The sequence below is a fragment of the Brevundimonas sp. AVps31 genome (genome assembly GCF_058681355.1).
Genome location: NZ_CM178736.1, coordinates 1,971,093 through 1,997,995, shown reverse-complemented (window position 1 = coordinate 1,997,995; position 26,903 = coordinate 1,971,093). Strand labels below are relative to the sequence as shown.

Sequence of the window (26,903 nt, the reverse complement as noted above, 5' to 3'; positions counted from 1 at the left end):
CGGCGGGAGACGACGGACCCTCAGAAATATTCCGCGTTCGCCGGGCAGGCCGCGGCCAGACGGCGCGCGGTGATCGAGGCCGGCAGGTAGGGCGTGCCGCGCGCCAGCTGGGCTCCGCCGCGGAAGGTGAAGCTTTCCTGCGTATAGGTCCCGTTCAGGCGCACGTTCACGCGCCGGTTCTTGTGGTCGGTGCAGACGCCTTCGAATCGGGCGTTGCCGCCGCCGACCTGACGCACCGGATAGGTGCAGCGCCAGCGGCGCGTCGACAGGCCGCCGAAGAACCGGTTGATCTCGCTGGGCCGCACGCATTTCTGCTCGGTGTCGCGCACGCCCACCGCGCTGGTCGTATATTCCCAGTAGCCGGGCAGGACGGTGTCCGCGCTCTGCTGCGGCGCCATGGCGGCCTGCGGCGTCGCGGGCGCGGCCAGGAACAGGGCGCCGACCATCGCGGGAACGGCGACGGCGGCGGCGCGGGTCAGGACGGTTTTCATCTTCGGCCCTCGGGCGGTTGGTCGGATCATGGGTAAAGTGGATATATGGCGGGAATTGAACGGCGGCTGAACGGCGGACCGCGCCCTGACGCCTTGACGCCTCGCGGACTCTTCCTCTATACGCCCCACCTCTCGCGCTGGACGGTGTCTCGCGCGCACCTGTTTCATGCGTTCGCCCCCTTGGCGGACCGCTCCGAAGGATAGTCAGATGTCGCGTCGTTGCGAACTCACCGGTATCGGCCCCATGGTCGGCCACAGCGTGAGCCACTCGAACATCAAGACCAAGCGCCGCTTCCTGCCGTCGCTGAAGACGGTCAAGGTCGCTTCGGAAGCTCTGGGCCAGTCGTTCAGCCTGCGTATCTCGAACGCCGCCCTGCGCACCCTCGACTTCAAGGGCGGCCTGGACCCGTTCATCGTCAAGGCGCGCGACGAGCAACTGTCGGCTGCCGCCCAACGCATCAAGCGTCAGGTCAAGGCCAAGCTGGCCGAGCAAGCCGCCGCCGCCTGAGGCGCGACTGCTTTGAAGTTCTGAAGAGGCCGGCGGAAACGCCGGCCTTTTTGTTTGCCTGAACCGTCCCTGCCCGCCAGTCTGCCCGCCTGTTCGCCGGGAGCCTGTATCGTGTCCAAATCCGTTCGCCGCGCCGCCCTTCTGGGCGCCTCCCTGCTGGCCCTGACCGCCCTGCCCGCCGTCGCGCAGGAGGCCGTGGGCGCCCCGCAGATCACGCGCGAATCGACCGCCTTCACCCTCGCCACCGACCAGCCGCGCACGCCGGAGCAGGAGGCCGTCCGCATCGACAAGGCCGACCTGTCGATCAAGGTCATCCCCGACGACAAAACCATCGAGGGCGTCGCCGTCCTCGACTTCACCGCCACCGCCCCGCTCAGCGTCCTGCCGCTGGAGCTGGACACCCTGCTGACCATCGCCTCGGTGCAGGTGGACGGACGGGAACTGGATCAGGGCGAGGGCGGCTGGCGCAATCCGGAGGGCCGGCTGTGGATCGACCTGGGCCGCGATCTGGCCGCGGGCGACACCGTGCAGATTCGCATCGCCTACGCCGGCGCCCCGCGCGTCGCGCCGCGCGCGCCGTGGGACGGCGGCTTCGTCTGGGCCACCACGCCCGACGGCCAGCCGTGGATCGCCACCGCCGTCCAGCCCGAGGGCTGCGACATCTTCTGGCCCTGCATCGACAGCCCCCTGGCCGAGCCCGGCCGCGTCGATCTGCACATCACCGTCCCGCCCGGTCTGTCGGCCCCCTCCAACGGCCGCTTCATGGGCACCGAGAGCCAGGCCGACGGCTGGACCACCTGGCACTGGTCGGCGGCCCACCCGAACACCTACGCCATCGCCCTGAACATCGGGCCGTACGACGAGGTCCGCGCCGACTATCGCAGCCGCTTCGGCAATACGATCCCGATGTCCTACTGGCATCTGCGCGGCGACGATCCGGCCAAGGTCCGCGCCCTGTTCGCCGAGTTCGCCCCCATGCTGGACTTCTACGAAGCCACCGTCGGCCCCTTCCCCTTCGGCGACGAGAAGATGGGCGTGGTCGAGACCCCGCACCTGGGCATGGAGCACCAGACGATCAACGCCTATGGCAATGAGTACAAGCTGGACGGCCGCGGCTTCGACTGGCTGCTGCACCACGAGCTGTCGCACGAGTGGTTCGGCAATCAGCTGACCAACGCCAACGCCGACGACATGTGGCTGCACGAGGGGCTGGGCACCTATATGCAGCCGCTCTACGACCGCTGGCTGAACGGCGACATGTTCATGCAGTCCGCCCTGCTGAAGCAGCGGCAGGGGCTGGCGAACCAGTTCCCGGTCGTCTCCGGCACGCCCAAGTCCGAGGACGAGGTCTACAAGGGCGACGTCGGGCCCGGCCTCGACATTTACAACAAGGGCTCGCTCATCGCCCACAGCCTGCGCCTGCTGATCGGGGACGAGGCCTTCTTCCGCTCGGTCACCCGGCTGGTCTACGGCCGCCCCGATCCGCGCCCGGGCAATTTCGCCCCGCGCTACGCCACGACCGCCGAGTTCCTGGCCATCGTCAACGAGGAGACCGGGCAGGACCTCGACTGGTTCTTCCGCGGCTATCTCTACAACGCCGCCCTGCCCGACCTGCGCCAGACGCGCGACGGCGACCGGCTGCGGCTGGAGTGGGTCACCGGCGACGGCCAGACCTTCCCCATGCCGGTCGAGATCGAGATCGACGGCCGCCGCGTCACCGCGCCCATGACCGGCGGCCGGGACGAGATCGCCGCCCCCGCCAACGCCCATGTCCTGATCGACCCGGACAACCGGGTCCTGCGCCGCCTCGACTTCATCGAGGTGTGGAAGGGGCGTGAGCCGCGCTAGTCCACCGCCACCGCGCTGACCGACTGACGCACCAGCTGGCACGTCCCCTGGGTCGTCAGGAAGGCGATGTCCGCGGCGTCGCGGCCGCAGGCGATCCGCACCAGCCCCTCGACCGGCGCCAGCCCGGTCGGATCGACCAGCCACCAGCCGTCCGACAGCCAGACCTCGAAGATGGCGTGGAAGTCCGGCGGGTTCAGCTGGTGCGCGAAGGCGCTGACCGCCCGCGCCGGAATGCCCGACGCCCGGCACAGGGTGATGCCCATGTGGGTGAAGTCGCGGCACACCCCGGCCCGGTCGATGAAGGTCCGCGCCGCCGTCGTCTCGCTGTCCGAGGCGCCGGGCTCATAGTCGATATTGGCCTTGATCCACTCCAGGATGGCCAGCACGCGCTCGCCCCCGATGGTGCCGCCGAAGGTCCGCTCCGCGAACCGGCCGAACTGGTCCGACGGGCAATAGCGGCTGGGCCACAGATAGGTCAGCACCTCGGGCGGCAGGTCGTTCCAGTCGTGCTGCACCGTCACCGGCGGCAGGCCCTTCAGCGTGCCGTTGTCGACCACCGCCTCATAGGTCAGGGCCACCTCGCCGTTCAGGTGCGCGCGCAGGGTCCGCGCCCCGAACTCGTCGTCCTCGTTCTCGATGAAGTCGACATGCGGGGTCGTGGTCAGCCGCTCCTCGACCACATGCTGACCCGGCCAGTGCGCGACCTGGATCTTGTAGATGGCGTCGGTGGGCGGATCGAAGCGATAGACGAGGTCGGCGCGGACGCGGATTTTCATAGGGGCTCGACTGCGGCAAGCGGGGGCCTTCGTCAACGCCCCCTTGCGAGCGGCGTTCCGTCGGGAGACGCCTTGGCGTTTCTCCCCTACGGCTCCAGCTCGATGTCCCAGTACAGATAGTCCAGCCAGCTTTGGTGCAGATAGTGCGGCGGGAACTTCCGGCCGTGTTCCTGCAACTGCCAGGCGTTGGGCCGGTGCGGTTGGCGGCGGATCATCATCTGGGCCTGCTGGGGCGTGCGGCCGCCCTTGCGCAGGTTGCAGGGGCCGCAGGCGGCGACGATATTCTCCCACGTGGTGCGCCCGCCCCGGCAACGCGGGATGACGTGGTCGAAGGTCAGCTCGGCGCTGTCGCCGCAGTACTGGCAGACGAAGCCGTCGCGCAGGAAGACGTTGAAACGGGTGAAGGCGGGCTGGCGGTCCTGATCCACATAGCTTTTCAGCGCGATCACGCTGGGCAGCTGGATCTCCATGGACGGGCTGCGCACGACCTTGTCGTAGACGGAGACAATATCGACGCGGTCCTGGTACACCGCCTTGACCACCTCCTCCCACGGCCAGACCGACAGCGGATAATAGGACAGCGGCCGGAAGTCGGCGTTCAGCACCAGCGCGGGCCAACCGGACGGGGGGTGGCTCCGGACCTGCATCAGGTCCGCTCCGGGGTGCGGAGGGTTATCGAGGCGACAGGATTGAAGACACGTCTCCTTCCCTTGTCAGGCGAGGAGAACGGTAGCCTTGATTCGTGGGCTTGGCGATGACCGCACGACGACGCTTTTGCGACGGTGTCCGTCGATAGATCAGCGCGTCACCGTCCCCGGAAACGCCGGCAGGCTCCAGCCCCAGACCAGCGCCCCGGCCCTCAGGCCAAAGCCCATAACCGCGCCGACGAAGGCCGCCGGCCACAGGTCCAGACCCAGGACCCGGGCCAGCACGAACACCGTCGCCGCCAGCAGGGCCGCCGACACCGTGATCTCGCGCCGCAACAGGATCGACGGCTCGCCGGCCAGCAGGTCGCGCACCACCCCGCCGAAACAGGCCGTCAGCGCGCCCATGACGATGCAGATCAGCGGCGCGATGCCGAAGGCGCTGGCCTTGGCCGCGCCCATCACGCCATAGGCGGCGAGCCCGAAAGCATCCAGCCACAGCAGGGCGCGGAACCGCCAGGGCCGCGCCCCGACCAGCCACACCGCCACCGATGCGGCCAGACAGACGGCGATGTAGCGCCAGTCCTTCACCCAGAAGACCGGGGCCCCGATCAGCAGGTCGCGCAGCGTCCCGCCGCCGACCCCGGTGATGGCGCCGAAGAAGGCGAAGGTGACCAGGTCATGCTTCTGGCGCGCGGCGGCCAGGGCGCCGGTCGCGGCGAACACGGCCACGCCCGCGAAATCGAGCGCGCCGAGAACGGTTTCGGGATTGGCGATGGCGGGGTCGACCAGAGGCGTCATGCGGCCGAACCTAGCCTCTATGCGGGCGGGTTCTCCAGTCCGATCTCGCCGCGCTTCACCGCGCCGTACCAGCCCCACAACAGATGGGCCGCCACGCTGCGGTGTGGCGACCACATCCCGGCCCGCAGATTGGCCGCCTTTTCCTTCGGCCGCGTCGGCGATCCGTCGGCCCAGCGCATCGCCTCCTGCAGGGCGATATCGCCGCCCGGAAATACATCTGTCCGCCCCTCGCAGAACATCAGGAAGGTCTCGGCCGTCCACCGCCCGACGCCCTTGATCGCCACCAGCTTCGCCACCGCCTCCGCGTCCGACAGCCGCTCCAGATGGTCGAAGTCGATCCGGCCGTCGACGTGGGCGCGGGCGATCTCATGCCCGTAGGTCGCCTTCTGGATCGACAGCCCCATCGCCCGCAGCGCCTCGATCGGCGTCGCCAGCACCCGTTGCGGCGTCAGCTCCCCGTCCAGCCCCTCGACCACCCGCTTCCAGATGGCGGCGGCGGATTGCACCGACACCTGCTGCTCCACGATCATGCGGAACAGCCCCTCGAAACCGCCCGTCCGCAGGCGCCACTCGAACACCGGCAGGCGTGCATGCGCCTCGGCCAGCGCCGGATCGAGAAGGACCAGGGCTTGGCGCGCGGCGGCGATCTGTTCAGGCGTGGGGCAAACGGGCATCGGACCTCATCGACAGGCGGAAGCGGCTGATCTAGGCGTTGGACATGCCCAAGGCGAATGACCTCATCCATCCGCCCCTGCCCGCACAAGCGGCCCCGGACGACGGCGTCCGAAAATCGCGAGGAGCGCGGGGAAGATGATCACCCGCTTCGCCCCCTCGCCGACCGGGCGCCTGCACAAGGGTCACGCCTTCTCGGCCCTGACCGCCTGGACCACGGCGAAGGCGGCCGGCGGCCGCTTCCTCCTGCGGATCGAGGACATCGACCCCACCCGCTGCCGGCCCGAGTTCGACGCCGGCATCCTTGAAGACCTCGCCTGGCTGGGCCTCGACTGGGAGACGCCGGTGCGCCGTCAGTCAGAGCATCTGGCCGACTACGCCGGCGTCATCGACGCCCTGGATCGGCGCGGCCTGCTGTACCGCTGCTTCCGCACCCGCAAGGAGATCCTCGACGCCATCGGGGACGCCCCGCACGGCAGCGCCGAGGCCGTACGGCCGGGACCCCATCCCGCCGACGAGGAGGCCGCCCTGCTGGCCGAGGGCCGCGCCTTCGCCTGGCGGCTGTCGCTGGACCGCGCCCGCGAGGTCCTCGGCGACCGGGCCTGGCAGGCGCTGGCCTTCGTCGAGGAGGGCGAGGGTCCGGACGGCGAGCGCGGCCTGATCCGCGCCCGGCCCGAGACCGCCGGAGACGTCGTCGTCGCCCGCAAGGACGCCGGGACCGCCTACCACGTCGCCGTCACCCACGACGACGCCCTGCAGGCCGTCAGCCACGTTATCCGCGGCCAGGACCTGTTCGAGGCGACCCATATCCAGATCCTGATCCAGGCCCTGATGGGCTGGGGCGCTCCCGTCTATCGCCACCACCGGCTCATCACCGGCGAGGACGGGCGTCGCTACGCCAAGCGCGACGGCTCCGTCACCCTGGCGCACCTGCGCGAGCAGGGCGTCTCCCCGGCCACGCTGCGGGCCGAGCTCGGGCTCTAGCGGGACAGCCGGTCGCGGTTGTTGGCCGCCGGGAAGACCACGTCGCGGTCCGGCTTCTCCACCGTCTCCCCCGGGCCGCCGACGGTGCGCAGGACGTGGCGGATGATGCTGAGCCGGGCGGTCTTCTTGTCGTCGGTCGCCACCACGGTCCACGGCGCAGGGCCGCTGTCGGTCTCCTCCAGCATCCGGTCGCGGGCCTCGCTGTAGGCGTCCCAGCGCGCCTGCGCCTCCGCGTCCAGCGACGACACCTTGAACCGCTTCAGCGGATCATCGACCCGCTCGGCCAGCCGCCTGGCCTGTTCGTCCTTCGAAATGTCCAGCCAAAGCTTGATGATCCGCACCCCGTCGTCGGCCAGCATTCGCTCGAAGCGCGGCGCGTCCTTCAGGAACTGCTCGTGCTGTTTCGGGGTGCAGAAGCCCATCACCGGCTCGACCCCGCCGCGATTGTACCAGGAGCGGTTCAGGATCACCGTCTCCCCCGCCGCCGGCAGGTGGGCGACATAGCGCTGGAAATACCACTGCGTCGTCTCGCGCTCGGTCGGCTTGGGCAGGGCGATCACCCGCGTCTGGCGCGGCGACATATATTCGGTCAGCCGCTTGATCGCGCCGTCCTTGCCCGCGCTGTCGCGCCCCTCGAACACGATCAGGGTCCGCAGCCCCTTGTCGATCGTCCAGGCCTGCATCTCCACCAGCGCGACCTGCAGTCGCTCCAGCGCGTGCTCATAGTCTTTCTTGCTCATGCCCCACCGTGCGCGCCCCCGCCGGTCAGGGCAAGCGCGGCCCTTCCCGCCTTTGGCCCCTTGCCCGCGCCGCCGGGTCAGTTAACGCTGTCCCGGCATGAAGCGCGACTTCGCCGATTTCTGGAACCTGCTGTGGGAAGCCGCCCTTGGCCTCTGCGCGGCCTTCGCCCTGCTCAACGCCTTCGCCCCGCATCAGGACCTGCCGTGGAAGCCGCTGGACCTCAGCCATCCCATCGGCCAGGCCACCGCCGCCAAGGTCGATGATTTCGAGATCGCCCGCGTCGCCGCCCCGGAGGAGGTCACCGCCGTCACCGAGGCCTGTATGCGCACCTTGCGCGACGCCGGCGTGACCGTGGAGCGGGCCGAGGATCGCGACGACGGCGGCTTCTGCGTCGTCCGCGGCGCGGTCCGCATCACCGGCGGCGCCGTCACCCCCCTGGCCCCCGGCGGTCTGGTCATGCAGTGCCCGCTGGCCGTCCGCTACGTCATCTGGGACCGGCAGGTGCTGCAGCCCGCCGCCCAGGAGATCCTCGGCTCGAAGGTCGCCCGCGTCGACAACTACGGCTCCTACGCCTGCCGCCGCATCTACAACTCCGACAAGCCCCAGGACCGGCCCAGCGAGCACGCCCGCGCCAACGCCCTCGATGTCGCGGGCGTCACCCTCGAGGACGGCCGCACCCTCTCCGTCGCCAACGACTGGACCGCCCCGACGCCGGACGGAGAGCCCCGCGCCCGCTTCCTGCATCGCCTGCGAGACGGCGGCTGCCGGCTGTTTTCGACCGTCCTCAGCCCGGACTACAACGAGGCCCACCGCGACCACCTGCACCTCGACGGGGCCGCCCGCGGCCTGTGTGGTTAAGCGCCGCTCACCCTGTTCGCCTTGCGAGCGAATCTCTTTGCTGTTGACCGTTGCCTTTTTGCGGGTGAGAACTTCGCCCGCAGTCCGGATTTCGCGCGGTCTCCATCCCCGCGCAGCGCTCCTTCTACCGAGAACGAGCTTGTCCAGATGGGCTGACGGACGACCCCGCCGGGGCGTCCGCCTGGAAAGCGCGTTTACGGAGACGCAATTATGGCGACCGGTACGGTCAAGTGGTTCAACCCGACGAAGGGTTTCGGTTTCATCCAGCCTGATGGCGGCGGTCAGGACGTTTTCGTCCACATCACCGCGGTTCAGAAGGCCGGCCTCGCCGGTCTGGATGAAAACGCCAAGGTCGAATACGAGCTGGAATCCCAGCGCGGCAAGACCTCGGCGGTGGATCTGAAGGTTCTCTAGGGACCCGACGACACAATCGATTTGAAAGGCGCGGCAGCGAAAGCTTCCGCGCCTTTCTTTTTGGCCGCGGACCGTCGGCCCCTGCGGGGACCTCCCGACCCGACGCGGCCTGGCGCTTCGCGCGGGCGCCCACCCCTCACCTCTCCCTAAGGCACATCCACCGCCACCCCCGGCGGCAGGCCGACCTCCTCGCGCCAGGCGTCCCGGTTGGCCATCACCGCGCACATGTCCAGATAGTCGACGGGCGACAGCCGCCCCGCCGCGTCCCAGAAGTCCGCCGTCCACGGATGCGCCTGCGTCAGCCAGTCCCGGTCCCGCGCCGCGACCTCCGGCCCCAGATGCCCGGCCCGCCAGTCCAGCACGAAGCCCACATGCCACAGCGGCACGCCCTCCGGCGCCCCCTCGCCCTGCATCCCGGCCGCCAGGGTCAGGGCCAGCGCCCGCGCCTCGGCCAGCTGCCGCTCGAACGCCTCCAGCCGCGCCCGCCCCCACCGGTCCCAGCCCTCCACCGGCTCCGGCCTGGGGTCCGGCCGCTCGGGCCGCGCCCAGCCCTCGGACGCCCGCCGCCGCCACAGGTTGGCCAGCCCGACCTGATACCGCCGCGCCAGCGACGCCCCGGTCTCCCCCGCCTCCCAGCCCCGCCGGACCTCGGCCCAGCCCTCGTCCGACAGGATCTTCTGTTCGCTCCAGTCCATGAGGCAGGATCGTAAACCGCCGATCCGTCAGTTTTGGTCGTAGGGGGGAGGCAGTAGGCAGTAGGCAGTAGGCAGTAGGGGCGCAGCCATTCCCATCCGCAGACTCCGCGTCGGCACTCGCAGACGGCCCTGGCGTCTTCCTGCTCACTGCTGCCTGCCTGCTTCCTGCTGCCTTCCCTACTGCCTACTGCCTACTGCCTACTGCCTACTGCCTCTCTTCCTGCTGCCTGCTGCCTGCTCACTGCTGCCTCCCCTACTGCCTACCTCCGCCGAAACCACGCCGGCCAGTCCCGCCGGTCATGCGGGTCCCAGCGCCAGTGCCGTCTCAGCCGCTCGGCGGTGAAGGGCTCCCCCAGCGCCCAGTATTCGCGCCGCAGCCCGACCTTTTCCGACTCGACCACCTCCAGCGAGGCCGCCGGCCGGCCGCAGCCGGAACAGCGGAACCGCCCGTCCAGCCACCACTCGCCCAGCGCCACCGCGCTCAGCCGCTCCGGCAGGTCCGCGCCCCGCACCACCGACCAGCGGCGACAGAACTCGCACCCGAACCTCAGCGTCATGTCGTGCCGCCGCGCCGACTGCAGGGTGATCAGGGCGGGCGGCTTGTCCGGTCCGAGCGGGCGAAGATGCATGGCTACAGCCACCCGCAGGGATTATCCCGCGTCGGCTTGCGGTCCGCATGGCTGACATGCGCCGTCCGCGACCCGCACTCGCACACGAACCGCCGCGACAGCCCCGGTGGCGGAAGGGCCTCCCCCCCGAACCGCCGCACCGCATCGATCACGGCGTCATGCCCGCACCCGGGACGCAGGCAGCGGACGTGAAGAAAGCGAACAGGACGGGCGGGCGAGGCGGACACGGGGGGGGCTTTCGTCGCGGCAGGGGACCGACGACGAAGGCGTAGCGCGGGAAGGGGCGGCGGCGGAAGACGTTTGTTCGCTTTTTGTTCTGGCGGCTGTGGATCACCGGCCCACCCCACCTCCAGTTGCTTTCGTCATCCTCCGGCGACCCTCGCGAAAGCGAGGGGAGACCGGGGGATCCAGCGGCGCGCGAGAGCGCGAGGCGAGGTTTCGGGACCCCGTTGACTTAACCCATTTCCCCGCAAGCCACATGTCGTGGCGGCGGTCCGGCGATGGGCAAGGAAACGCGAATGATCATCACCGACCCCGCCATCCTCTTCGGCCTCGCAGCGATGCTGAGCGCCGGCGCCACCATCATCTGGGCCATCCGGAGGCGGCCATGATCGCCGCACCCCCTCCGCTATCGTCATCCCGGCGACGAACGCGCCATTCGGCAGTTGCGGCAGGTGGTCCGCCGGGCCGTTGGGACAGAAGCCGTGAGGAGAGACCCAGGCCTCGGTCACCGGCCGCGCGGTCTGGGTCGGCCCCTTGAAGACGGCGCTCGGCTCGGCGAAGCCGAGTTCGCACCAGTGATTGTCGTCATGCCCCATCCATCCACCGTAGCGGGTGGCGGGTCAGGGGTTAGCCCTGCTGCGGAGAGAGAGACAGCTAGCGGAAGCGTCACGCCTCTGAATAGCTATTCCCCAATTGAACGAGAGGATCAGGCTGCGATCGCGTCAACTCGCGGTTAGCTGGCCGAGATGTTGCAGTACCTCCGCTTTCTGGTTAGCCACTGGAAGATGGGAATGGGGCGGAGGGGAAGTGCAAAATCCTTGGTGGATCGCCGTCTGTGTCGGGATTCTGAGCGGAAGCTTCAGCGCCTTAGCTACGTTCACGCTCAATTATAATCGCGAGTCAAACGACTATAGACGGCTTAAGGCGGAAGAATTTTATCTCGCGCTAGATCAGTATGTTTCGCTTTTCAAGGTCGCAACGGTGCATGACTTGTCACCGAAAAAGATTGCAGGGCTTCCGTTGAACGATACCCAGACAAAAGAGATGTCTGATGCATTTACGACTATGAAAATGTCCGTCGCCATTCACTTCACTAACCTTGCTTACCGCGTAGATGTTCTCCTAGGCGCGACTGCCGGACTGAACGTTTACCTAAAAACGCCAGGCCAAAACCCGACCGCGAGGGCAGCGAAAGCGAAGGCACAACTCAAGAATATCGACGCCTGCGCTGAAGACCTCAAGGTCCACATCGCTCGCGCGGCCCGCCACGGCGCTCCGCTTTCGCTAATGGAAGCAGCCGGTCAGCTCATCGGCTTGAAGAAATGACCCCATTCGAACTCGGCACCTTAACTGGCAATGAAACCGCGCCGCCGGTAACCATTCCGACCTTCAGGGCGATACCGGGAGCTCTCGCAGCCCTCCCACCGAGAGGGGTCGGGGTCCTCTGGGGGACGGATGTTGGCGAAGAGCTGCCAGCCTACAGCCGCTCCGTTGGACTGCGACAACCCGCCCAAGCGTTCGTCGGCGGCAAGCGTTTCAGCGTGCGAGATCACGCCGCGAGACGCGCGCCGATGCCGGCACGCTCAAGGTACAAGGTTGAATCGTTCATCTCGCGGCCCGTCCCACGTTCCATATCGATACGGAGAACAGAGGAACTAGTAGCCTTCCACGACATATTTGACTTCGCAGCCGAGGCAACTTGGAAGACTTTAATTGACTACATTAAACCTTTTTATAGAGCCACTAGACGTGTAAAAGACGGCACGGAAGCCGATATTGAGAAGTACATACTCCCCTTCCGAGTTAGCGCCCTACAGGGCGATATGGTGTTGAGAGCAAATCGAGACTATTTTACGTTTGAATTTCTCATCGCTATCTGGACTTACTATCACACACCAGCAATAAGTCGGCTTCTGATTGTCGTCGAAGGCCAAGAACCATCTTGGGCGAAATCGCCCTCGGTTTTTTCTTCAAGGGAACGTGACTATCTTTCTGTAGACGAACTTCTCAACGATTCCGCTCAACATTTCCGTAGATCCCGGGGGATTATTGGATCTGCCTTTCAGATTTGGAAAAAAAGCCGGTCACCGGCAGAGCAAGTCCTTCTGGATTCTGGTAGGATCGGTGAGACCGCCGCCGATCTGTTCTTGACTGCCTTTGCATCTACGGATGCAGACGACGATATGCCGGCGCTGCGCCTTACCGTTCCTCAGCAAAAAGCCGCTCCAATTCAGTTTAGATCGGAGGGCGATGTAATCGACGTCGTGACCGATCGCGAAATGGCCGCACTGGCACCAAAAGTTATAGGTGCCGCCCAAACCTGCGTTCATTCTGTCGATGATCTACTCAACTTTGGTAACTTGTCGAACACGTTGCCGAGCGTTGTTAGCCGCCTACAACGCTTGAGATCCATGTTAGAAAGGATTTCGAAGGACGACTACGATGATGGCTTAGTTGTTCAACTGGGCACCGAACTAGGGGGAATTCAAATTCGGATAGATTCGGCCACAGACATTGTTTCGGAGGATACTCTCGCAGAAGCCGCAACAATGTACGCTGTTGTCGGACGCTTCTTGAGCCAGTTCTCCTCTTGGAACGAATATGAAAATCAAGTTCGTCGCGTCGATATACCTGACTCAGCGCCCGATGCCGCAAAAGAGATACTAGACGTCGTTCGCCTCAAGCAAGACATTATAACAGGTAGAGCTCATCACCGCATTGATGAGTACATCGATGGATTCGACACCACAGCTACGCTTCAGGTCATTGAGGCTGGAGCCGTCATCACAGCAGAAAACCTTTTGTCACAAGCTGCGGGTCAACTGGCTGAAGCCGCCCAGAAGGAGAACCAGCCAGTTTCGCGCGAATTTGCGGGCTCCCTGTCGTCAAGAAAAGATCTTAGTGCTGCCAAGTGGCTCATTGAGAATGAGGAGCTTGCGGTCGAATTCGCCGAGAAAGGAAACCTCAGTTGGCTGAGCAACTTCATGAATGCACTGAAGAGAGACAAGCCAAATCGGTAAGCTTAAGCGCTGATCACCTCTACGTGCATGATGCGGCATCCCGCTAGATCGCCCCCCCCTACAGCCGCCCCTTCCGGAACGCCTCCGCCTTCTCCGCCGCCGCCTCGGCCCGCCAGCGTTTCGGCGCCGACTTGTCGACCTCCTCCCCCGCCCCGGTCATCAGGTCGTTGGCGAACTCCAGGTCGAGGAGCTTCATCTTCTTGATCTCGTCGCGCAGGCGGCCGGCCTCCTCGAACTCCAGGTTGGCGGCGGCGTTGCGCATGCGGCCTTCCAGGTCCTTGAGGGCGGCCTGGAAGTTGGTGCCGACGAAGGGTTTGGACTCGTCGCGGACGCCCGGGTTGGTCAGGCGGTCCATCTCGCGGCTCTCGTAGGGCGAGGCCATGATTTCCTTGATGTCGCGCTTGACCGATTCCGGGGTGATGCCGTGTTCGGTGTTGTACTCGACCTGTTTCTCGCGCCGGCGGTTGGTCTCGGCGATGGCGCGCTCCATCGAGCCGGTCATGCGGTCGGCATAGAGGATGACGCGGCCGTCGACGTTGCGCGCGGCGCGGCCGATGGTCTGGATCAATGAGGTCTCGGAGCGCAGGAAGCCCTCCTTGTCGGCGTCGAGGATGGCGACCAGACCGCACTCGGGGATGTCGAGGCCCTCGCGCAGCAGGTTGATGCCGATCAGGACGTCGAAGGCGCCCAGACGCAGGTCGCGCAGGATCTCGATCCGCTCCAGGGTGTCGACGTCGGAGTGCATGTAGCGGACGCGGACGCCCTGCTCGTGCATGTATTCCGTCAGGTCCTCGGCCATCTTCTTGGTCAGGACGGTGACGAGGGAGCGATAGCCCTGGCGGGCGACCTGTTTGACCTCGTCGATGACGTCGTCGACCTGATTGCGGGTCGTGCCGCTGACCGGACGGATCTCGACCGGGGGATCGATCAGGCCGGTGGGGCGGATGACCTGTTCGGTGAAGACGCCGCCGGTGCGCTCCATCTCCCAGCTGCCCGGGGTGGCGCTGACGTGGACGGTCTGGGGGCGCATGGCGTCCCACTCGTCGAATTTGAGCGGCCGGTTGTCGATACAGCTGGGCAGGCGGAAGCCGTACTCCGCCAGGGTGGATTTGCGGCGGTAGTCGCCCCGGTACATGCCGCCGATCTGGCCCACGGTGACGTGGCTCTCGTCGAGGAACAGCAGGGCGTTGTCGGGGATGTATTCGAAGAAGGTGGGCGGCGGCTCGCCGGGCGCGCGGCCGGTCAGCCAGCGGCTGTAGTTCTCGATGCCGGCGCAGGAGCCGGTGGCCTCCATCATCTCCAGATCGAAGCGCACGCGTTGCTCGAGGCGCTGGGCCTCCAGCAGCTTGCCGTTCTCGACCATCCAGTCGAGCGTCTCCTTCAGCTCGGCCTTGATGCCGGTCATGGCCTGGTTCAGCGACGGGCGCGGGGTGACGTAGTGGCTGGCGGCGTAGACGGTGACCTCCTCCAGGTCATTGGTCTTCTTGCCGGTCAGGGGATCGAACTCCTGGATCGATTCCAGTTCGTCCCCGAACAGCTGGATACGCCAGGCGCGGTCCTCCATGTGGACCGGGAAGATCTCAAGCACGTCGCCGCGCTTGCGGAACATGCCGCGCTCGAAATTCAGGTCGTTGCGCTTGTACTGCAGCGCGATCAGATCCGCCCTCAGCTTCGCCTCATCGATCTGATCCCCGACCTTCAGCGTGAAGGTCATCGCCGTATAGGTCTCCACCGACCCGATGCCGTAGATGCAGCTGACCGAGGCGACCACGATCACATCGTCCCGCTCCAGGATCGACCGCGTCGCCGAGTGGCGCATCCGGTCGATCTGCTCGTTTATCGAGCTGTCTTTCTCGATGTAAGTATCTGATTTTGGTACATAAGCTTCCGGTTGATAGTAGTCGTAGTACGAGACGAAATACTCGACCGCATTGTCCGGGAAGAAGCTCTTGAACTCGGAATAGAGCTGGGCCGCGAGGGTCTTGTTGGGGGCCAGGATCAGGGCCGGGCGCTGGGTCGCCTCGATGACCTTGGCCATGGTGAAGGTCTTGCCCGAGCCGGTGACGCCCAGCAGGACCTGATCCCGCTCGCCGGCCTCGGCGGTGGCGACCAGTTCGGCGATGGCGGCGGGCTGGTCCCCGGCTGGCGTGTATTTGGTCTCCAGCCGGAAGGGGATGTGCTTGCGGCCATTGGGCCGGTCCGGTCGGTGCGGGGCCCAGTCGGCCGGCTTGCCCGGCGCCTCCTCCGGCGTCAGGCGCGGCCCGGTGACCGGGGCGAACATCGGCATGGACCTGGGCTTCGATCCCGCGTCGAAGACGAAGGGGGCCGAGGCCTCCGACACGCCGGCGGGCTCGGCGCGGACATGCTCCGGCTTGCGGGTCCCCTGCGGGGTGACTTGGGTGGAATTCCGGGGAGAACGGGCCATGAACGCAATCTAGTCAGCGGAAGGGGCGTGCGCCAGTGAACGCACGCCCCTCATGTTGGCTGCTGACAGCAGGGTGGCGGCAGGCCTAGCGCCGGATGCGGGCGCGGACTTCCAGTTCCCCGATACGACGCTCCAGATAGGTCCGGTCGTCCGACGAGGGCTGGGTGCGGCTGTAGGCGGCGTCCAGACGCATCAGATCGCCGGCCTCGACGCGGATATCGGCGACCTCGGTGCGGCTGAGGCCCGAGTTGGAAGCCGATACGGCGCGCTCGATGTTGGACAGGCGGGTGCGGTTGTCGAGATAGCCGTTGTTGCCGCCGCCATTGGTCGGGCCGTCGCCGACGCGGGCGTCCAGCGCATCCAGGCGGCTGTCGAGATCGTCACGCTCCTGGGCGGTCAGGCGACCGTCGCGCATATAGCCGCTCTCGACGCGGATCAGGTCCTGATAGTCGGTCTTGAGACGGGTGGCCTCGGTGCGGGTCAGGCGGCGGTTGCGCAGGGCGGCGTCGACGCGGGCGTCGAACTCCGCGCGGCCATCGGCGACGGAGGTGCGACCGCCGGAGTAGTCCGACCCGCCGGCTTCGACGCGCTGCGAGAACTCACGGTACTGGGCGACGAGATCGGCCCGTTCCTGTGCGGTGACCCGACCGTCGGACGTATAGCGCGCCTCCAGCCGGACCAGATCATCGTACTCGCCGCGCAGGCGGTTGGCCTCGCTGCTGGACAGGCGGCCGGAGCGGACGTCGGTGTCGAGCCGGGTCTGGAACTGGGCGCTCTGGGTCGAGAGCGGACGGCGGCCACGGCTCCACTCGCTTTCCAGCGAGGTCGAGACGCCGAGACGGTCACCGAAAAGGGCGCCGAGGATGGCGCCGAAGGCGTCCTGCTGGCTGGAGGGCTGTTGCTGCTGGGTCGAGGAATAGGGGGTCTGGGCGACCGCCAGCGGTGCGGCGGCCAGAACGAAGGCGCCGGCGGCGATGGCGGAAATGGTTTTGGGGGAAGGCATCAGGTCTCTCCGACCGTTGTCGAGACCGGCAGAACGGTAGCCAGCCGTTAAGGTTGCCGTCAGCGGGCGCGGCACGCTCGGGGAAGGGCGCCCGAAAGCCGCGAGCGGAACGCCCCCGGCGGGACTATCATGCGCGGATGATCCTGATCGTCTCCACCCTGCCCTCGCCCGTCGGCCCGCTGGCTTTGGCCTGCGACGAACAGGAGCGCTTGCGCGGCGTGTCGTTCGGCGACGGCCTGTCGAGGGTCATGCACCGGGAGTATCCGGACGCGCGATTGGCCGACGGCGGAACGCCGGGGCCGATCCGCGTCGGGCTGGAGGCCTATTTCGACGGCGATCAGGCCGCGCTGGGCCGCACGCCCTGGTCGCTGGACGGCGCCGTCGCAGCGAACGGCTTTCAGGCGCGGGTCTGGCGGGCGCTGGCGGATATCCCGGCGGGCCTGACCATCAGCTATGGCGAAATGGCCAGGCGCGCGGGTGAACCGGGCGCGGCGCAGGCGGCGGGCGTGGCGCTGAACCGCAACCCGATCGCGGTGGTTTTGCCCTGTCACCGGGTCGTCGGCGCGGACGGCGCCATGGTCGGCTTCGGCGGCGGGCTGGAGCGCAAGACCTGGCTGCTGCGGCATGAGGGAGCGCTGCTGCTCTGACCGCTTGACTCATGTAACCCTGAGGTGACATGTAACCCGTAGGTGACACGGGGAGACGGGGTCATGGCCATGGAAAACGGAGCAGCGACCGAGCGGCGGCGGGCCTTCCGGCACCGAACCGCCATGGCGGTGTGCGGATTTGGCGCGCTGCTCGCGGCGGCCTCGGGCGTCCTGTGGGAGAAGAACGGTCTCGACCGACACGCTCTTCTGGGTATCGCGACCTTCTCCGGGATCGCCATCGTCTGTGCCGGAGTGATCGGGCTGTTCGCCTACCGCCCCGACACGGCGGAACAGACGCGAAACCACACCGGCAGCTATCGCGATCGCGTGCAACGCAGTTGGGTCGGCGGGATCACCATCCTGCCGGCGGCCACCTTCGGCCTGACGGTGATCGCGATGACCCGTTCACAGGAGTGGCTGAGCGGCGAGGATACGAGCTGGAGCGGCGTCATCCTCGCCGGGATGGCGGTGGTGAACCTGTTGCTGATCCCGCTGATGCTGATGGGCTGGGACGGGGGGTCGAAGAAGATCAAACGCCTGATCGAGGACGAACTGACCCGATCCTATCGCGCCAGCGCCATCACCTGCGCCTTCTGGGTGCTGCTGGTCGGCGTGGCCGGCGCCTATCTGGTCGGATTGTGGAACGCGGAAGCGGTGATCGTGGCCCTGCCGATGATCCTCTGGGTGTCGGCTACCACGGCGGCGCTGAGATTCGCGCAACTCCATCGCCGGGCGGAGCGGGAGATGGAAGCCGATGAGTGACCCGCGGCTGGCCTCGCGGCTGAAGGAGGCGCGGCAGGCGGCGGGGCTGACGCAGGCGGAACTGGCCGAGAAGGCCGGGGTGTCGCGCAAGACCGTCAATACGGTTGAGAACGGCGTCTTCATCCCCTCGACCATCCTAGCGCTGTCGCTGGCGCGGGCGCTGGGGGTGACGGTGGAAGAGCTGTTCTGGCTGGCGGATTGAGAGCGGAGAGGCAGTAGGCAGATAGGCAGTAGGCAATAGGGCGACGGCGGAGTGTCGACCAGGGCGGCCAATCCCTACTGCCTACTGCCTACTGCCTACTGCCTACTGCCTATTGCCTTCTCGACCCGCTACACCCGCCAACATGACCACCCTCCCCCTGTCCGAAATCCTCATCCTGCTGGCGGCGCTGGTCGCGGCCGGGCTGGCGGGGGGCGTGGTGGCGGGGTTGTTCGGCGTGGGCGGCGGCACCGTGATCGTGCCCGCCCTCTTCTATGCGTTCGAGGTGCTGGGCGTCGGCGGCGAAAGCAATCTGCACGTCGCCGTCGGGACCTCCCTGCTGACCATCGTGGCGACCTCCCTGCGATCGCTGAAGGCGCATCGCAGCCATGGCGCGGTGGACGAGGCGGTGCTGAAAAGCTGGACGCCCTGGGTCGGGATCGGCGCCCTGATCGGCGCGGCCGTCGCCGGGGTCGCCTCAATGGAAGGGCTGGCCATCGTCTATGGGGTCTGTCTCGCCCTGATCGGGCTGCAACTGGCTCTGCTGCCCGAGCGATTCACCCTGGCGAAGGGCGTGCCGACCGGCTGGATGCGACGCGTCGTGGGGACGGCCATCGGCGGGCTGTCGGCCATGATGGGGATCGGGGGCGGTAGTTTCGGGGGACTGATGCTGACCCTGTGCGGGCGGCCGATCCACCAGGCGGTCGCGACCGCGTCCGGCTTCGGCGTGGCGATCGGCGCGGCGGCGGCGGCGGGCTTCGTCGTGTTTGGCTGGGACGCCGTCGGACGTCCGCCCTTCTCGATCGGCTACATCAACATTCCCGCCGCGATCATCATGGGCCTGCTGACCACGGCGGTGGCGCCGTGGGGCGCCCGGCTGGCGCACCGGCTCGACAAGCGCGTCCTGCGCAAGGTGTTCGCCGTCTACATGTTGGCGACGGCGCTGTCGGTGGTTGTGAAGGCGGTTTGAGGCAGCAGGCAGCAGGCAGCAGGATTTCGGATCGGCGCCGGCAGGCAGGCGTTCCGGCCTCCTGCTCTACCGCCGCCTCTACGGCGTCAGCGTCAGAGCCGCCGGGGTCGCGGTGAAGGCGGACAGGCGGCCGAGGTAACTCATGCCGAGCAACGAGTGCGGCAAGCCCTTTTCGACCACAACGGCCTCGACCTGTTCAACGCGGGCCCCGGCGACGGAGACGGACCGCAGGCGGACCGGCGCGGCGCGAACCGGGCCGGAGGCGGTCGTCAGCCGGGTGGTGAAAGCATCGGCGTCGAGGTTCAGCCCCAGGCGCGCGGCGTCGGCGGGCGTCAGGACGACCAGACTGGCGCCAGTGTCGACCATGACCTGAACGGTGCGCCCCTCGATCCGGGCCTCAGCCCAGTAATGACCGTCGGAGGCCTTGAGCACCTCACCGGGGACGCCCGAGGCATGGACGGCAGGCCGCTCAGCCGCCTGGGCCTCGCTGTGGAGGCCCGCCCGGTCCATCCACCACAGGACGCTCAGCGACGAGGCGACAGCGAGGGACAGGACCCCGAGAGAAGACAGGTCGAAACGCATCGACGCACGCATCCGCGGCTACCACCGCTAACTGCGGGCCCGACCGGTGTCGCACACGCCGATTGGGATGCGGTGAAGGAGGATGGTGGACGGAATCTGAACGCGCGGCTTCAGACCGGCCCCAGCTTCGCCGGATCGATGCGAGCCCGTCGCGCGGTCAGATCGGCCATGATCCCGGCGCGCTGCTCATCGGTCAGGGCGCTCCAGCCGCCGATCTCCTGCAAGGTGCGGTAGCAACCGAGGCAGAGCCCTGTCGGGCCGTCGACGATGCAGACCTTGACGCACGGCGTGGCGACCGGGCGCGGCGGTTGTCGGGAGGCGTCGGAGGGCATTGATGACATCTGAAAGAAATATGGTCCGGTAGCGGAGTAAAAAACAGTTGCAATCCGGCCATGGTTATCCTACCTTGACCGTGACGCGAAACGACTATGACGGTGAGACTCCCGATCAGCACGACGTGTCTCTTTTCATCGTTCAACGAAAGGAGACATCAAGATGAACGACAAGGACCGTAATCTGCAGCACGCCATGATGAGCTTTGCGCTCTGGGGCGGCATGCTGGTGAACACGAAGAACACCAACGGAGCCGGCGATCGCGTGATCAGCCACCCCTCCAACTTCGTGCCGATCAAGATGGACAAGGCGCGCCGTTAAGGGCGAGACCTCTCCTCGGAAGATTGAACCCCGGTCCGCAAGGTCCGGGGTTTTGCATTTTGGCAGGGCGCTGTCGCTCGCGACGCGGTCGCTCGCTGCTTGAGCGCAGATTGTAGCGCTGGCGCGACGGGCGCCTTGAGCGCGCTCCATGAATGCGGCACTGCTGCCCCATGACCCTGATCCATATCGAACGCCGTGGCCCCATCGAACTCTGGACGCTGGATCGCGCCGATCGGCTGAACGCCCTGCCCGATCCACAGGACGGCGAAGCGTTCGCCTCGGCCTGCGAGGCAGTGAACGCGGATCGCGAGGTGCGCTGCGTGGTGCTGACCGGCGCGGGCCGGGCCTTCTCGGCGGGCGGCGACCTGCGGGCGATGCAGGAGAAGCGGGACCTGTTCGAAGGCGACGGCATCCGCATTCGCGACAGCTATCGCCGCGTCGTCCACCGCATCGTGCGGTCGCTCTACGGGCTGGAAGTTCCGCTGGTGGCGGCAGTGAACGGGCCAGCCATGGGGCTGGGCTGCGACATCGCCGGACTGGCCGACATCCGCATCGCCTCCGAAGCCGCCTCGTTCGGGGTGCCCTTCCTGAAACTGGGCATCCTGCCGGGCGACGGCGGGACCTGGCTGATGCCGCGCAACGTCGGTTATGCACGGGCGGCGGAGCTGCTGTTCACGGGCCGGACGCTGGACGCGAAGACGGCGCTGGAGTGGGGACTGGTCAACCGCGTGGTTCCGGCCGAGGCCCTGCTGGACGAGGCCATGGCCACGGCGACGCAGATCGCGGCCCAGGCGCCCCACGCCCTGCGCATGACCAAGGCCCTGCTGCGTCAGGGCCGTGACGCCACCTTCGACCAGATCCTGGAGATGACGGCGGCCATGCAGGCGCTGGCCCACCTGACCGAGGATCACGCAGAGGGCGTGGCGGCGGTGCTTGAGAAGCGGCCCGCCGACTTCACGGGGCGCTAAACGCGAGCGAAAGCCGTGGCCGAAAAGCCAAGGGCCGCCCGGCGAACGCCGGACGGCCCTGTTGGCGCGTGCGTGAGGCCGGGCGTCAGCTCTGGGCCGGGGCCTGCATGGAGCGGTCGGCGGGGACGCCGACAGTGACGGCGCGCGGGGCGCCGGCGGTCTGGCCGGGCTTCATGAACTTGACCAGCACGCGCTGGCCGATCAGCAGGGGCGCGTCACCGGCGGTGACCACGACCTCGATGACCCGTTCATCCGAGCGCTGCGAGGGATCGTCGGAGGCCAGCTTGCGGGCGCCGAAGACGGCGGCGCGACGCAGGACCGTGCCGACATAGACCTTGGAGGGATCGCCTTCGGGCGTGATCTCGACCTGCTGGCCGTTGGTGACGTTCGGGATGTCGCTCTCGACGATCTCGGCGCGGGCGATGCGGGGGGCGTCGGGCTCGAGGTCAAACATGTTGGACACGTTCAGGGTCGAGGCGCCGGCGCCGGGGTTGGCGTAGCGGCGGACGATACGGCCTTCGGCGGGCGAGCGGATGACGGTCAGCTCGACGTTATAGGCGGCCTGATCGCGGCGGGCGCGGGCCGTCTGCACGGCAGCCTGCTGCGAGCCGAGACGGGCCTGGGCCTGGGCGATGGCGTCGCGGGCCTGATCCATGCGGGCGGCGGCGACGAAGTTGGTCGCGACCAGACGCTCAAGACGCTCGTATTCGCGCTGGGCGGTGCGGATGTCGACCTGGATCAGGCGCAGCTGGCTTTCCGCGGCAGAGAGGTCGGCATTGGCGGTCTGCAGGGCGAGACGCGGCTCGTCATCCTCCTGACGCGCGAGAATCTGGCCGGTGACGACGCGGTCGCCCTCCTGCACCAGCACCTCACGGACGACGCCGCCACGGCGGGCCGCGATCTGGATGATGCCGCCCTCGATGTCGACCTTGCCGTTGGCGATGGCCGCATAGGGGCTTTCGACCTTCTCGGCGTCAGCCTTCTCGTCGGCAGCCTTCTTCTTGGCCGCATTGCCCTGGACCATGCTGAATCCAACGACCGCGAGGATGATCGCGATCAGGCCGATCCAGAGCCATTTGTTCTTCAGGAAGCGCATGTCGTTTCTCGGTCCGAAGGCGTTCAGTGCGACGCCAGAACGGCGTCAGGATTGGGAGTTCGGCGTTCGTCACTGATGATGACGCCGTCCTCGATGTGGATGACCCGGTCGGCCCAGGCCTCAAGGCGCGGATCGTGGGTGACGCAGATGACGGCGGCGCCGTGTTCGGTGGCGGCGCGCCGCAGCAGGCGGATGACCACCTGACCGTTCTCGCCGTCCAGCGCCGAGGTCGGTTCGTCGGCGAACAGAATTTGCGGGTCCTTGGCCAGGGCGCGGGCGATGGCGACGCGCTGCTTCTCGCCGCCGGACAGGGCGGACGGCCGCTGGTGCAGGCGGTGGCCGAGGCCGACCTCCTCAAGCGCCAGCTGGGCGCGCTTGCGCGCGTCGCCCTTGGACAGGCCCTGGAATTTGAGCACGATCTCGACCTGTTGCAGGGCGGACAGCGCAGGGAACAGGTTGAAGCCCTGGAAGATGAAGCCGCAGTGGTCGAGGCGGAATCTGTCGATGCGGCCGGAAGACAGCTTCCACATGTCATCGATGTCCAGCGCGTCGACCCGGCCCTGTTCGGGGCGGAGCAGGCCGGACAAGGCCGCGATCAGGGTCGACTTGCCGGAGCCGGACGGCCCCATGACCATGGTGAGGTCGCCGTGGCGGGCGTCGAAATCCACGCCCTTGAGCACCTCGACGAAGCTCTTGCCGGACTTGAACCGCTTGACGAGCCCCTTGGCCTCGATCGCGAAGTCGCCGTGCCGGCCGTGAACCTTGGTGTGACTGGTCATCGCAGCAGGTCCGCCGGTTGGCTGTTCTTCAGGATGCCGAGCGACAGCAGGCCGGACAGCATGGCGATAATGATCAACCCGCCGCCGACGATGATCAGAAGCGGGATCGGCAGGGCGATGATGACCGCGTTCGAGAGGGCGAAGAGCTGCACCAGCCAGGTGAGGAAGATCGCGGCGAACACGCCGACGCAACCGACCCAGAAGCTCAGTTCCATGACGATCCAACGCAGCGAGCCCATGCCCACGCCGAGGGCGCGCAGGGACGCGAACTCCTTGATATTGGCCATGATGGCGCCGCGCAGGGTCTGCCAGGTGATGGCCACGCCGATGATGGTGCCCAGGACCACGCAGCCGCCGATGATGATGACGAGGATGCCCTCCTCGAACATGGCGCCGGCGTTGGCGTCGGCCAGTTGCTGGCGGGTCCAGGCCTTCCACTGACCGTCCCCCTGGACGTTCAGCTCATTGGCGACGCGCTCGGCCTGGGAGGGGTCGGACAGCTTGACCATCAGAGGGCCGACGCGGGGACCGGTGTCGGCCTGCCCCACCATCCGCAGGGTGTCACGCGACATGATGACGGTGGATTGCATCATGTTCGGATAGCCGCGGGTGATGCCCGCCACGGTCACGGTCTGGCCGTTGTAGAGGGCCTTGTCGCCCAGCTTGACGCCGAGCTTGCGCACGGCCGTTTCGTCGATGGCGACGGTGTAGGGCTGACGCAGGGCATCGACCAGTTCGGGGGAGTAGTCGGTCGGGATGGTGACCGAGCCCGGCGTGGTGTCGATGATGCTGGCCTGCACGAACTCCTGACGCGGCGCGCCCATCTTGGCGCGATCAGCCTGCGACATGGTGGGGTCGACGTTCTTGACCGACTGGAAGGAGCCGCCAGCGCCGTCCAGCGGCTGGACCTCGACCACCGCCGGATTGCGGTAAGCCAGCGGAATGAACCGGCGCGGCACGCCCGACGGTCCGCCGATCAGGCTCTTGGCCCCCGGCTGCATGATAATGATGTCGGCGCTGGAGCGCTCGATGGTCGCAGTGAAGCCCTTGCCGATGCCGATGAAGACACCCGTCATGGCCAGCACCAGCAGGCCGGACAGGGCGAGCGCCATCACCGCCGCCATATAGCGGCGCCACTCGTACAGAAGGGTTGAAAGCGCGAGCGACATGTATTCAGCGGGCCCCGGACAATGACCGCTATCTGACGACCCCTGCGGTTGTGGCCAAGTTAAATCGGGGTAAGGCGACCGATGGTCGGGGAAAGACCTGTGCGGTAAACCCGTGGACGACCGGCGAAGTCTGGCGCTAGTTACGCGCCCAAGAGGGCTGGCGCAGGAAAGTCAGGCCCAGAGGAGACCACTGCATGCTGTTCCGTTCGTTGCGCGCCGCCTTCCAGGTGACCGCTTCCATCGTCGCCGTGGGCGGCGTCATGGCCGTGATGGCCGCACCCTCGGCCGCCAAGGCCGACGAGGGCATGTGGACCTTCGACAACTTCCCCATTCGCACGGTCAACGAGCGCTACGGCACGCGTATCGACCAGGCCTGGCTGGACCGCGTCCGCAACGCCTCGGTGCGGATCCAGGGCTGCTCGGCCTCGTTCGTTTCGCCGGAAGGCCTGATCCTGACCAACTGGCACTGCGTCGTCGGCTGCGCCCAGGAACTGTCGACCCCGACGCAGGACTTCGTGAAGAACGGCTTCATGTCGGCGACCCGTGAGGAAGAGCGTCGCTGCCCCGGCCAGACCGCCGAGGTCCTGACCGAGATCGTCGACGTCACCGACCGCGTGCTGGGCGCCGGGACCGGGCTGGAAGGCGCCGCCTTCAACGCCGCCCGCTCCGCCGAGATCAACAAAATCCAGACCGAAGCCTGCGCCGGCGACGCCAAGTTCAACTGCCAGGTGATCAGCTTTTACCGCGGCGGCAAATACGCCCTGTACAAGTTCCGCAAGTATGACGACGTCCGTCTGGTCTTCGCGCCCGAGAACCAGGCCGCCTTCTTCGGTGGGGACCCCGACAATTTCAACTTCCCGCGCTACGCCCTGGATGCCGGTTTCCTGCGCGCCTACGAGAACGGCCAGCCGGTCGACGTCGGCCAGAACTATCTGCGCTGGAATCCGAACGCCCCGGCCGAGGGCGATGTCACCTTCGTGTCCGGCAACCCGGGCACCACCCAGCGACTGCTGACCATGAGCCAGCTGGAGCGCCTGCGTGACCAGCAGCTGCCGGTCACCCTGATCCAGACCTCGGAACTGCGCGGCCGCCTGCTGGAATATTCGCTGACCGGCGACGAGGCCAAGCGCGTGTCGTTCGACCCGGTCTTCGGCCTGGAGAACAGCTTCAAGGTCTATTACGGCCAGCAGGGCGCCCTGACCGATCCGGCCTTCATGGCCCGCAAGCGCGAGGAAGAGACCGAGCTGCGCGCCCGCGTCGCCGCCGACCCCGCCCTGCTGCAACGCATCGGTGATCCGTGGGCCGACCTGGAGCGCGTGCAGGGCGTCGCCCGCGATCTGTACCTGCCGTACCGCCAACTGGAACAGGGCGCCGGCGGCGGTTCGCAGCTGTACGCCTACGCCCGCAGCATCGTCCGCGCGGCCAAGAACACGACCCTGACCGCCGAGCAGCGCGCCCGGCTGTCGGCGGCCATCGCCGCCGAGACGCCGATCTATACGGATATGGAAGAGATCCGTATGCGCTACTGGCTGTCCAAGACGCGCGAGTATCTGACGGTCGACAATCCGCAGGTGAAGGCGATGCTGGGCCGTGAAAGCCCGGAAGCGCTGGCGGACCGCCTGATCTCGGGCACCAGGCTGGCCGACCCGGCCTTCCGCGCCCAGGCGCTGACCCTGACCACCGAGCAACTGGCCGAAGCCGACCCGCTGCTGGCCTTCGTTCTGGCCAACGACGATGCCGCCGCCGCCGTCGGCGCGCGCTGGAACGCCGAGATCAACGCCCCGACGGCCCGCGCCGCCGAAAAGGTCGCCCAGGCCCGCTTCGCGGTCTACGGCACCAACCTGTATCCAGACGCCACCTTCAGCCTGCGCCTGTCCTATGGCCAGGTTCAGGGCTGGAGCTACCGCGGCGTGACCGTGCCGCCCTTCACCAACATGGGCGGCCTCTACGAGCGGGCCACCGGATCGGAGCCGTTCAACGCCGCCCAGGCCTTCATCGACAACGAAGCCCGGGTGAACAAGGCGACGGTCTATGACTTCACCTCGACCAACGACATCATCGGCGGCAACTCGGGCTCGCCCGTGATCAACGCCAACGGGGAAGTCATCGGCGCGGCCTTCGACGGCAACATCCACTCGCTGGGCGGATCGTTCGGCTACGATCCGGAGCTGAACCGGACGGTGTCGGTGTCGACCGCCGCCATCACCGAGGCGCTGCGCAACATCTACCCGAGCCCCCGCATCCTGCAGGAGCTGGGCGTGGACCGTCCGCAGCGTCGCACGCGCCGGTAAGACTGAAAGCCTTCTCTCCTCCGGGGGAGAAGGTGTCAGGCCGCGGGCCTGACGG

General features: G+C 67.2%; 29 protein-coding genes. 14 read left to right on the top strand and 15 right to left on the bottom strand.

Features of this window, described 5'->3' with window-relative positions:
• Window positions 1-20: 20 nt before the first annotated feature.
• Window positions 21-491, bottom strand: a complete 471-nt coding sequence (locus tag ACW174_RS09660; protein ID WP_492014218.1) for a DUF3617 domain-containing protein — start codon at window positions 489-491, stop codon at window positions 21-23.
• 208 nt (window positions 492-699) lie between these two features.
• Here ACW174_RS09660 and rpmB point away from each other — a divergent pair, with 208 nt between their 5' ends.
• Window positions 700-999, top strand: coding sequence for a 50S ribosomal protein L28 (rpmB, locus tag ACW174_RS09655; protein WP_492014217.1), 300 nt, complete (start codon window positions 700-702; stop codon window positions 997-999).
• Window positions 1,000-1,110: 111 nt separating this feature from the next.
• A complete protein-coding gene (locus tag ACW174_RS09650; RefSeq protein WP_492014216.1) occupies window positions 1,111-2,847 on the top strand; it encodes a M1 family metallopeptidase in 1,737 nt (578 codons plus the stop codon).
• Here ACW174_RS09650 and ACW174_RS09645 read toward each other — a convergent pair.
• The 4 genes from ACW174_RS09645 to ACW174_RS09630 all read right to left on the bottom strand — a co-directional run bounded on the left by ACW174_RS09645 (window position 2,844) and on the right by ACW174_RS09630 (window position 5,742).
• A complete protein-coding gene (locus ACW174_RS09645) occupies window positions 2,844-3,623 on the bottom strand; it encodes a transglutaminase-like domain-containing protein (RefSeq protein WP_492014215.1) in 780 nt (259 codons plus the stop codon). The genes ACW174_RS09650 and ACW174_RS09645 overlap by 4 nt on opposite strands.
• Window positions 3,624-3,709: 86 nt before the next feature.
• Window positions 3,710-4,270, bottom strand: coding sequence for an HNH endonuclease (locus ACW174_RS09640; RefSeq protein ID WP_492014214.1), 561 nt, complete (start codon window positions 4,268-4,270; stop codon window positions 3,710-3,712).
• 150 nt (window positions 4,271-4,420) lie between these two features.
• Entirely contained in the window at window positions 4,421-5,068 is a 648-nt protein-coding gene (locus ACW174_RS09635; RefSeq protein ID WP_492014213.1) for a trimeric intracellular cation channel family protein, read from the bottom strand.
• Between the two features lie 17 nt (window positions 5,069-5,085).
• The gene (locus tag ACW174_RS09630; protein ID WP_492014212.1) at window positions 5,086-5,742 is read right to left on the bottom strand and encodes a DNA-3-methyladenine glycosylase family protein; all 657 of its coding nucleotides are present in this window, start codon (window positions 5,740-5,742) and stop codon (window positions 5,086-5,088) included.
• 136 nt (window positions 5,743-5,878) lie between these two features.
• On the opposite strand from ACW174_RS09630, the gene gluQRS reads away from it, so the two are divergent.
• A complete protein-coding gene (gene gluQRS / locus ACW174_RS09625; RefSeq protein WP_492014211.1) occupies window positions 5,879-6,724 on the top strand; it encodes a tRNA glutamyl-Q(34) synthetase GluQRS in 846 nt (281 codons plus the stop codon).
• Here gluQRS and ppk2 read toward each other — a convergent pair.
• Window positions 6,721-7,464, bottom strand: a complete 744-nt coding sequence (gene ppk2 / locus ACW174_RS09620) for a polyphosphate kinase 2 (RefSeq protein WP_492014210.1) — start codon at window positions 7,462-7,464, stop codon at window positions 6,721-6,723. The genes gluQRS and ppk2 overlap by 4 nt on opposite strands.
• 97 nt (window positions 7,465-7,561) lie before the next feature.
• Between ppk2 and ACW174_RS09615 the strand changes: the two genes are divergently transcribed.
• Together ACW174_RS09615 and ACW174_RS09610 are read left to right on the top strand one after the other, a co-directional pair.
• Window positions 7,562-8,323: an extensin-like domain-containing protein gene (locus ACW174_RS09615; RefSeq protein ID WP_492014209.1), complete on the top strand. Its 762-nt coding sequence runs from the start codon at window positions 7,562-7,564 to the stop codon at window positions 8,321-8,323.
• Window positions 8,324-8,533: 210 nt separating this feature from the next.
• Window positions 8,534-8,737, top strand: a complete 204-nt coding sequence (locus ACW174_RS09610) for a cold-shock protein (protein ID WP_492014208.1) — start codon at window positions 8,534-8,536, stop codon at window positions 8,735-8,737.
• 146 nt (window positions 8,738-8,883) lie between these two features.
• On the opposite strand, the gene ACW174_RS09605 is transcribed toward ACW174_RS09610, so the two are convergent.
• The gene (locus ACW174_RS09605; protein WP_492014207.1) at window positions 8,884-9,432 is read right to left on the bottom strand and encodes a hypothetical protein; all 549 of its coding nucleotides are present in this window, start codon (window positions 9,430-9,432) and stop codon (window positions 8,884-8,886) included.
• A 260-nt stretch (window positions 9,433-9,692) separates the two neighbouring features.
• Window positions 9,693-10,061: a hypothetical protein gene (locus tag ACW174_RS09600; RefSeq protein ID WP_492014206.1), complete on the bottom strand. Its 369-nt coding sequence runs from the start codon at window positions 10,059-10,061 to the stop codon at window positions 9,693-9,695.
• A 1,029-nt stretch (window positions 10,062-11,090) separates the two neighbouring features.
• Here ACW174_RS09600 and ACW174_RS09595 point away from each other — a divergent pair.
• Window positions 11,091-11,609, top strand: coding sequence for a hypothetical protein (locus tag ACW174_RS09595; protein WP_492014205.1), 519 nt, complete (start codon window positions 11,091-11,093; stop codon window positions 11,607-11,609).
• Window positions 11,606-13,303: a hypothetical protein gene (locus ACW174_RS09590; protein ID WP_492014204.1), complete on the top strand. Its 1,698-nt coding sequence runs from the start codon at window positions 11,606-11,608 to the stop codon at window positions 13,301-13,303. Before ACW174_RS09595 ends, ACW174_RS09590 begins: the two co-directional genes overlap by 4 nt.
• 58 nt (window positions 13,304-13,361) lie before the next feature.
• Here ACW174_RS09590 and uvrB read toward each other — a convergent pair whose 3' ends face one another.
• The gene (gene uvrB / locus ACW174_RS09585) at window positions 13,362-15,728 is read right to left on the bottom strand and encodes an excinuclease ABC subunit UvrB (protein ID WP_492014203.1); all 2,367 of its coding nucleotides are present in this window, start codon (window positions 15,726-15,728) and stop codon (window positions 13,362-13,364) included.
• Between the two features lie 85 nt (window positions 15,729-15,813).
• The gene (locus tag ACW174_RS09580) at window positions 15,814-16,731 is read right to left on the bottom strand and encodes a hypothetical protein (protein WP_492014202.1); all 918 of its coding nucleotides are present in this window, start codon (window positions 16,729-16,731) and stop codon (window positions 15,814-15,816) included.
• 137 nt (window positions 16,732-16,868) lie between these two features.
• Between ACW174_RS09580 and ACW174_RS09575 the strand changes: the two genes are divergently transcribed.
• From ACW174_RS09575 to ACW174_RS09560, 4 genes are all read left to right on the top strand, one after another.
• Window positions 16,869-17,378 (top strand): methylated-DNA--[protein]-cysteine S-methyltransferase, encoded by a 510-nt coding sequence (locus ACW174_RS09575; RefSeq protein WP_492014201.1) that lies wholly within the window; start codon window positions 16,869-16,871, stop codon window positions 17,376-17,378.
• Window positions 17,379-17,441: 63 nt separating this feature from the next.
• A complete protein-coding gene (locus tag ACW174_RS09570) occupies window positions 17,442-18,140 on the top strand; it encodes a hypothetical protein (protein WP_492014200.1) in 699 nt (232 codons plus the stop codon).
• Window positions 18,133-18,342, top strand: coding sequence for a helix-turn-helix transcriptional regulator (locus ACW174_RS09565; protein WP_492014199.1), 210 nt, complete (start codon window positions 18,133-18,135; stop codon window positions 18,340-18,342). Before ACW174_RS09570 ends, ACW174_RS09565 begins: the two co-directional genes overlap by 8 nt.
• A 142-nt stretch (window positions 18,343-18,484) precedes the next feature.
• Window positions 18,485-19,309, top strand: a complete 825-nt coding sequence (locus ACW174_RS09560) for a sulfite exporter TauE/SafE family protein (RefSeq protein ID WP_492014198.1) — start codon at window positions 18,485-18,487, stop codon at window positions 19,307-19,309.
• A 78-nt stretch (window positions 19,310-19,387) separates the two neighbouring features.
• Here ACW174_RS09560 and ACW174_RS09555 read toward each other — a convergent pair whose 3' ends face one another.
• Together ACW174_RS09555 and ACW174_RS09550 are read right to left on the bottom strand one after the other, a co-directional pair.
• Window positions 19,388-19,903, bottom strand: coding sequence for a retropepsin-like aspartic protease family protein (locus ACW174_RS09555; protein WP_492014197.1), 516 nt, complete (start codon window positions 19,901-19,903; stop codon window positions 19,388-19,390).
• Between the two features lie 98 nt (window positions 19,904-20,001).
• Window positions 20,002-20,232 (bottom strand): DUF1289 domain-containing protein, encoded by a 231-nt coding sequence (locus ACW174_RS09550; RefSeq protein WP_492014196.1) that lies wholly within the window; start codon window positions 20,230-20,232, stop codon window positions 20,002-20,004.
• Window positions 20,233-20,386: 154 nt separating this feature from the next.
• On the opposite strand from ACW174_RS09550, the gene ACW174_RS09545 reads away from it, so the two are divergent.
• On the top strand, window positions 20,387-20,545 hold the full coding sequence (locus ACW174_RS09545; RefSeq protein ID WP_492014195.1) for a hypothetical protein: 159 nt from the start codon (window positions 20,387-20,389) through the stop codon (window positions 20,543-20,545).
• 170 nt (window positions 20,546-20,715) lie between these two features.
• Window positions 20,716-21,513 carry a crotonase/enoyl-CoA hydratase family protein gene (locus ACW174_RS09540; RefSeq protein WP_492014194.1) on the top strand — a complete coding sequence of 266 codons (798 nt, stop codon included), beginning with the start codon at window positions 20,716-20,718 and terminating at the stop codon, window positions 21,511-21,513.
• Window positions 21,514-21,598: 85 nt separating this feature from the next.
• On the opposite strand, the gene ACW174_RS09535 is transcribed toward ACW174_RS09540, so the two are convergent.
• The 3 genes from ACW174_RS09535 to ACW174_RS09525 are packed head-to-tail and all read right to left on the bottom strand — an operon-like array spanning window position 21,599 to window position 24,557.
• Window positions 21,599-22,609 (bottom strand): HlyD family secretion protein, encoded by a 1,011-nt coding sequence (locus ACW174_RS09535; protein WP_492014193.1) that lies wholly within the window; start codon window positions 22,607-22,609, stop codon window positions 21,599-21,601.
• Between the two features lie 23 nt (window positions 22,610-22,632).
• Window positions 22,633-23,388: an ABC transporter ATP-binding protein gene (locus ACW174_RS09530; protein ID WP_492014192.1), complete on the bottom strand. Its 756-nt coding sequence runs from the start codon at window positions 23,386-23,388 to the stop codon at window positions 22,633-22,635.
• Window positions 23,385-24,557 carry an ABC transporter permease gene (locus tag ACW174_RS09525; RefSeq protein ID WP_492014191.1) on the bottom strand — a complete coding sequence of 391 codons (1,173 nt, stop codon included), beginning with the start codon at window positions 24,555-24,557 and terminating at the stop codon, window positions 23,385-23,387. The genes ACW174_RS09530 and ACW174_RS09525 overlap by 4 nt, the downstream gene beginning before the upstream one ends.
• Window positions 24,558-24,751: 194 nt before the next feature.
• Between ACW174_RS09525 and ACW174_RS09520 the strand changes: the two genes are divergently transcribed.
• Complete coding sequence (locus ACW174_RS09520; protein WP_492014190.1) at window positions 24,752-26,848, top strand: S46 family peptidase; 2,097 nt, start codon at window positions 24,752-24,754, stop codon at window positions 26,846-26,848.
• Window positions 26,849-26,903 lie beyond the last annotated feature (55 nt).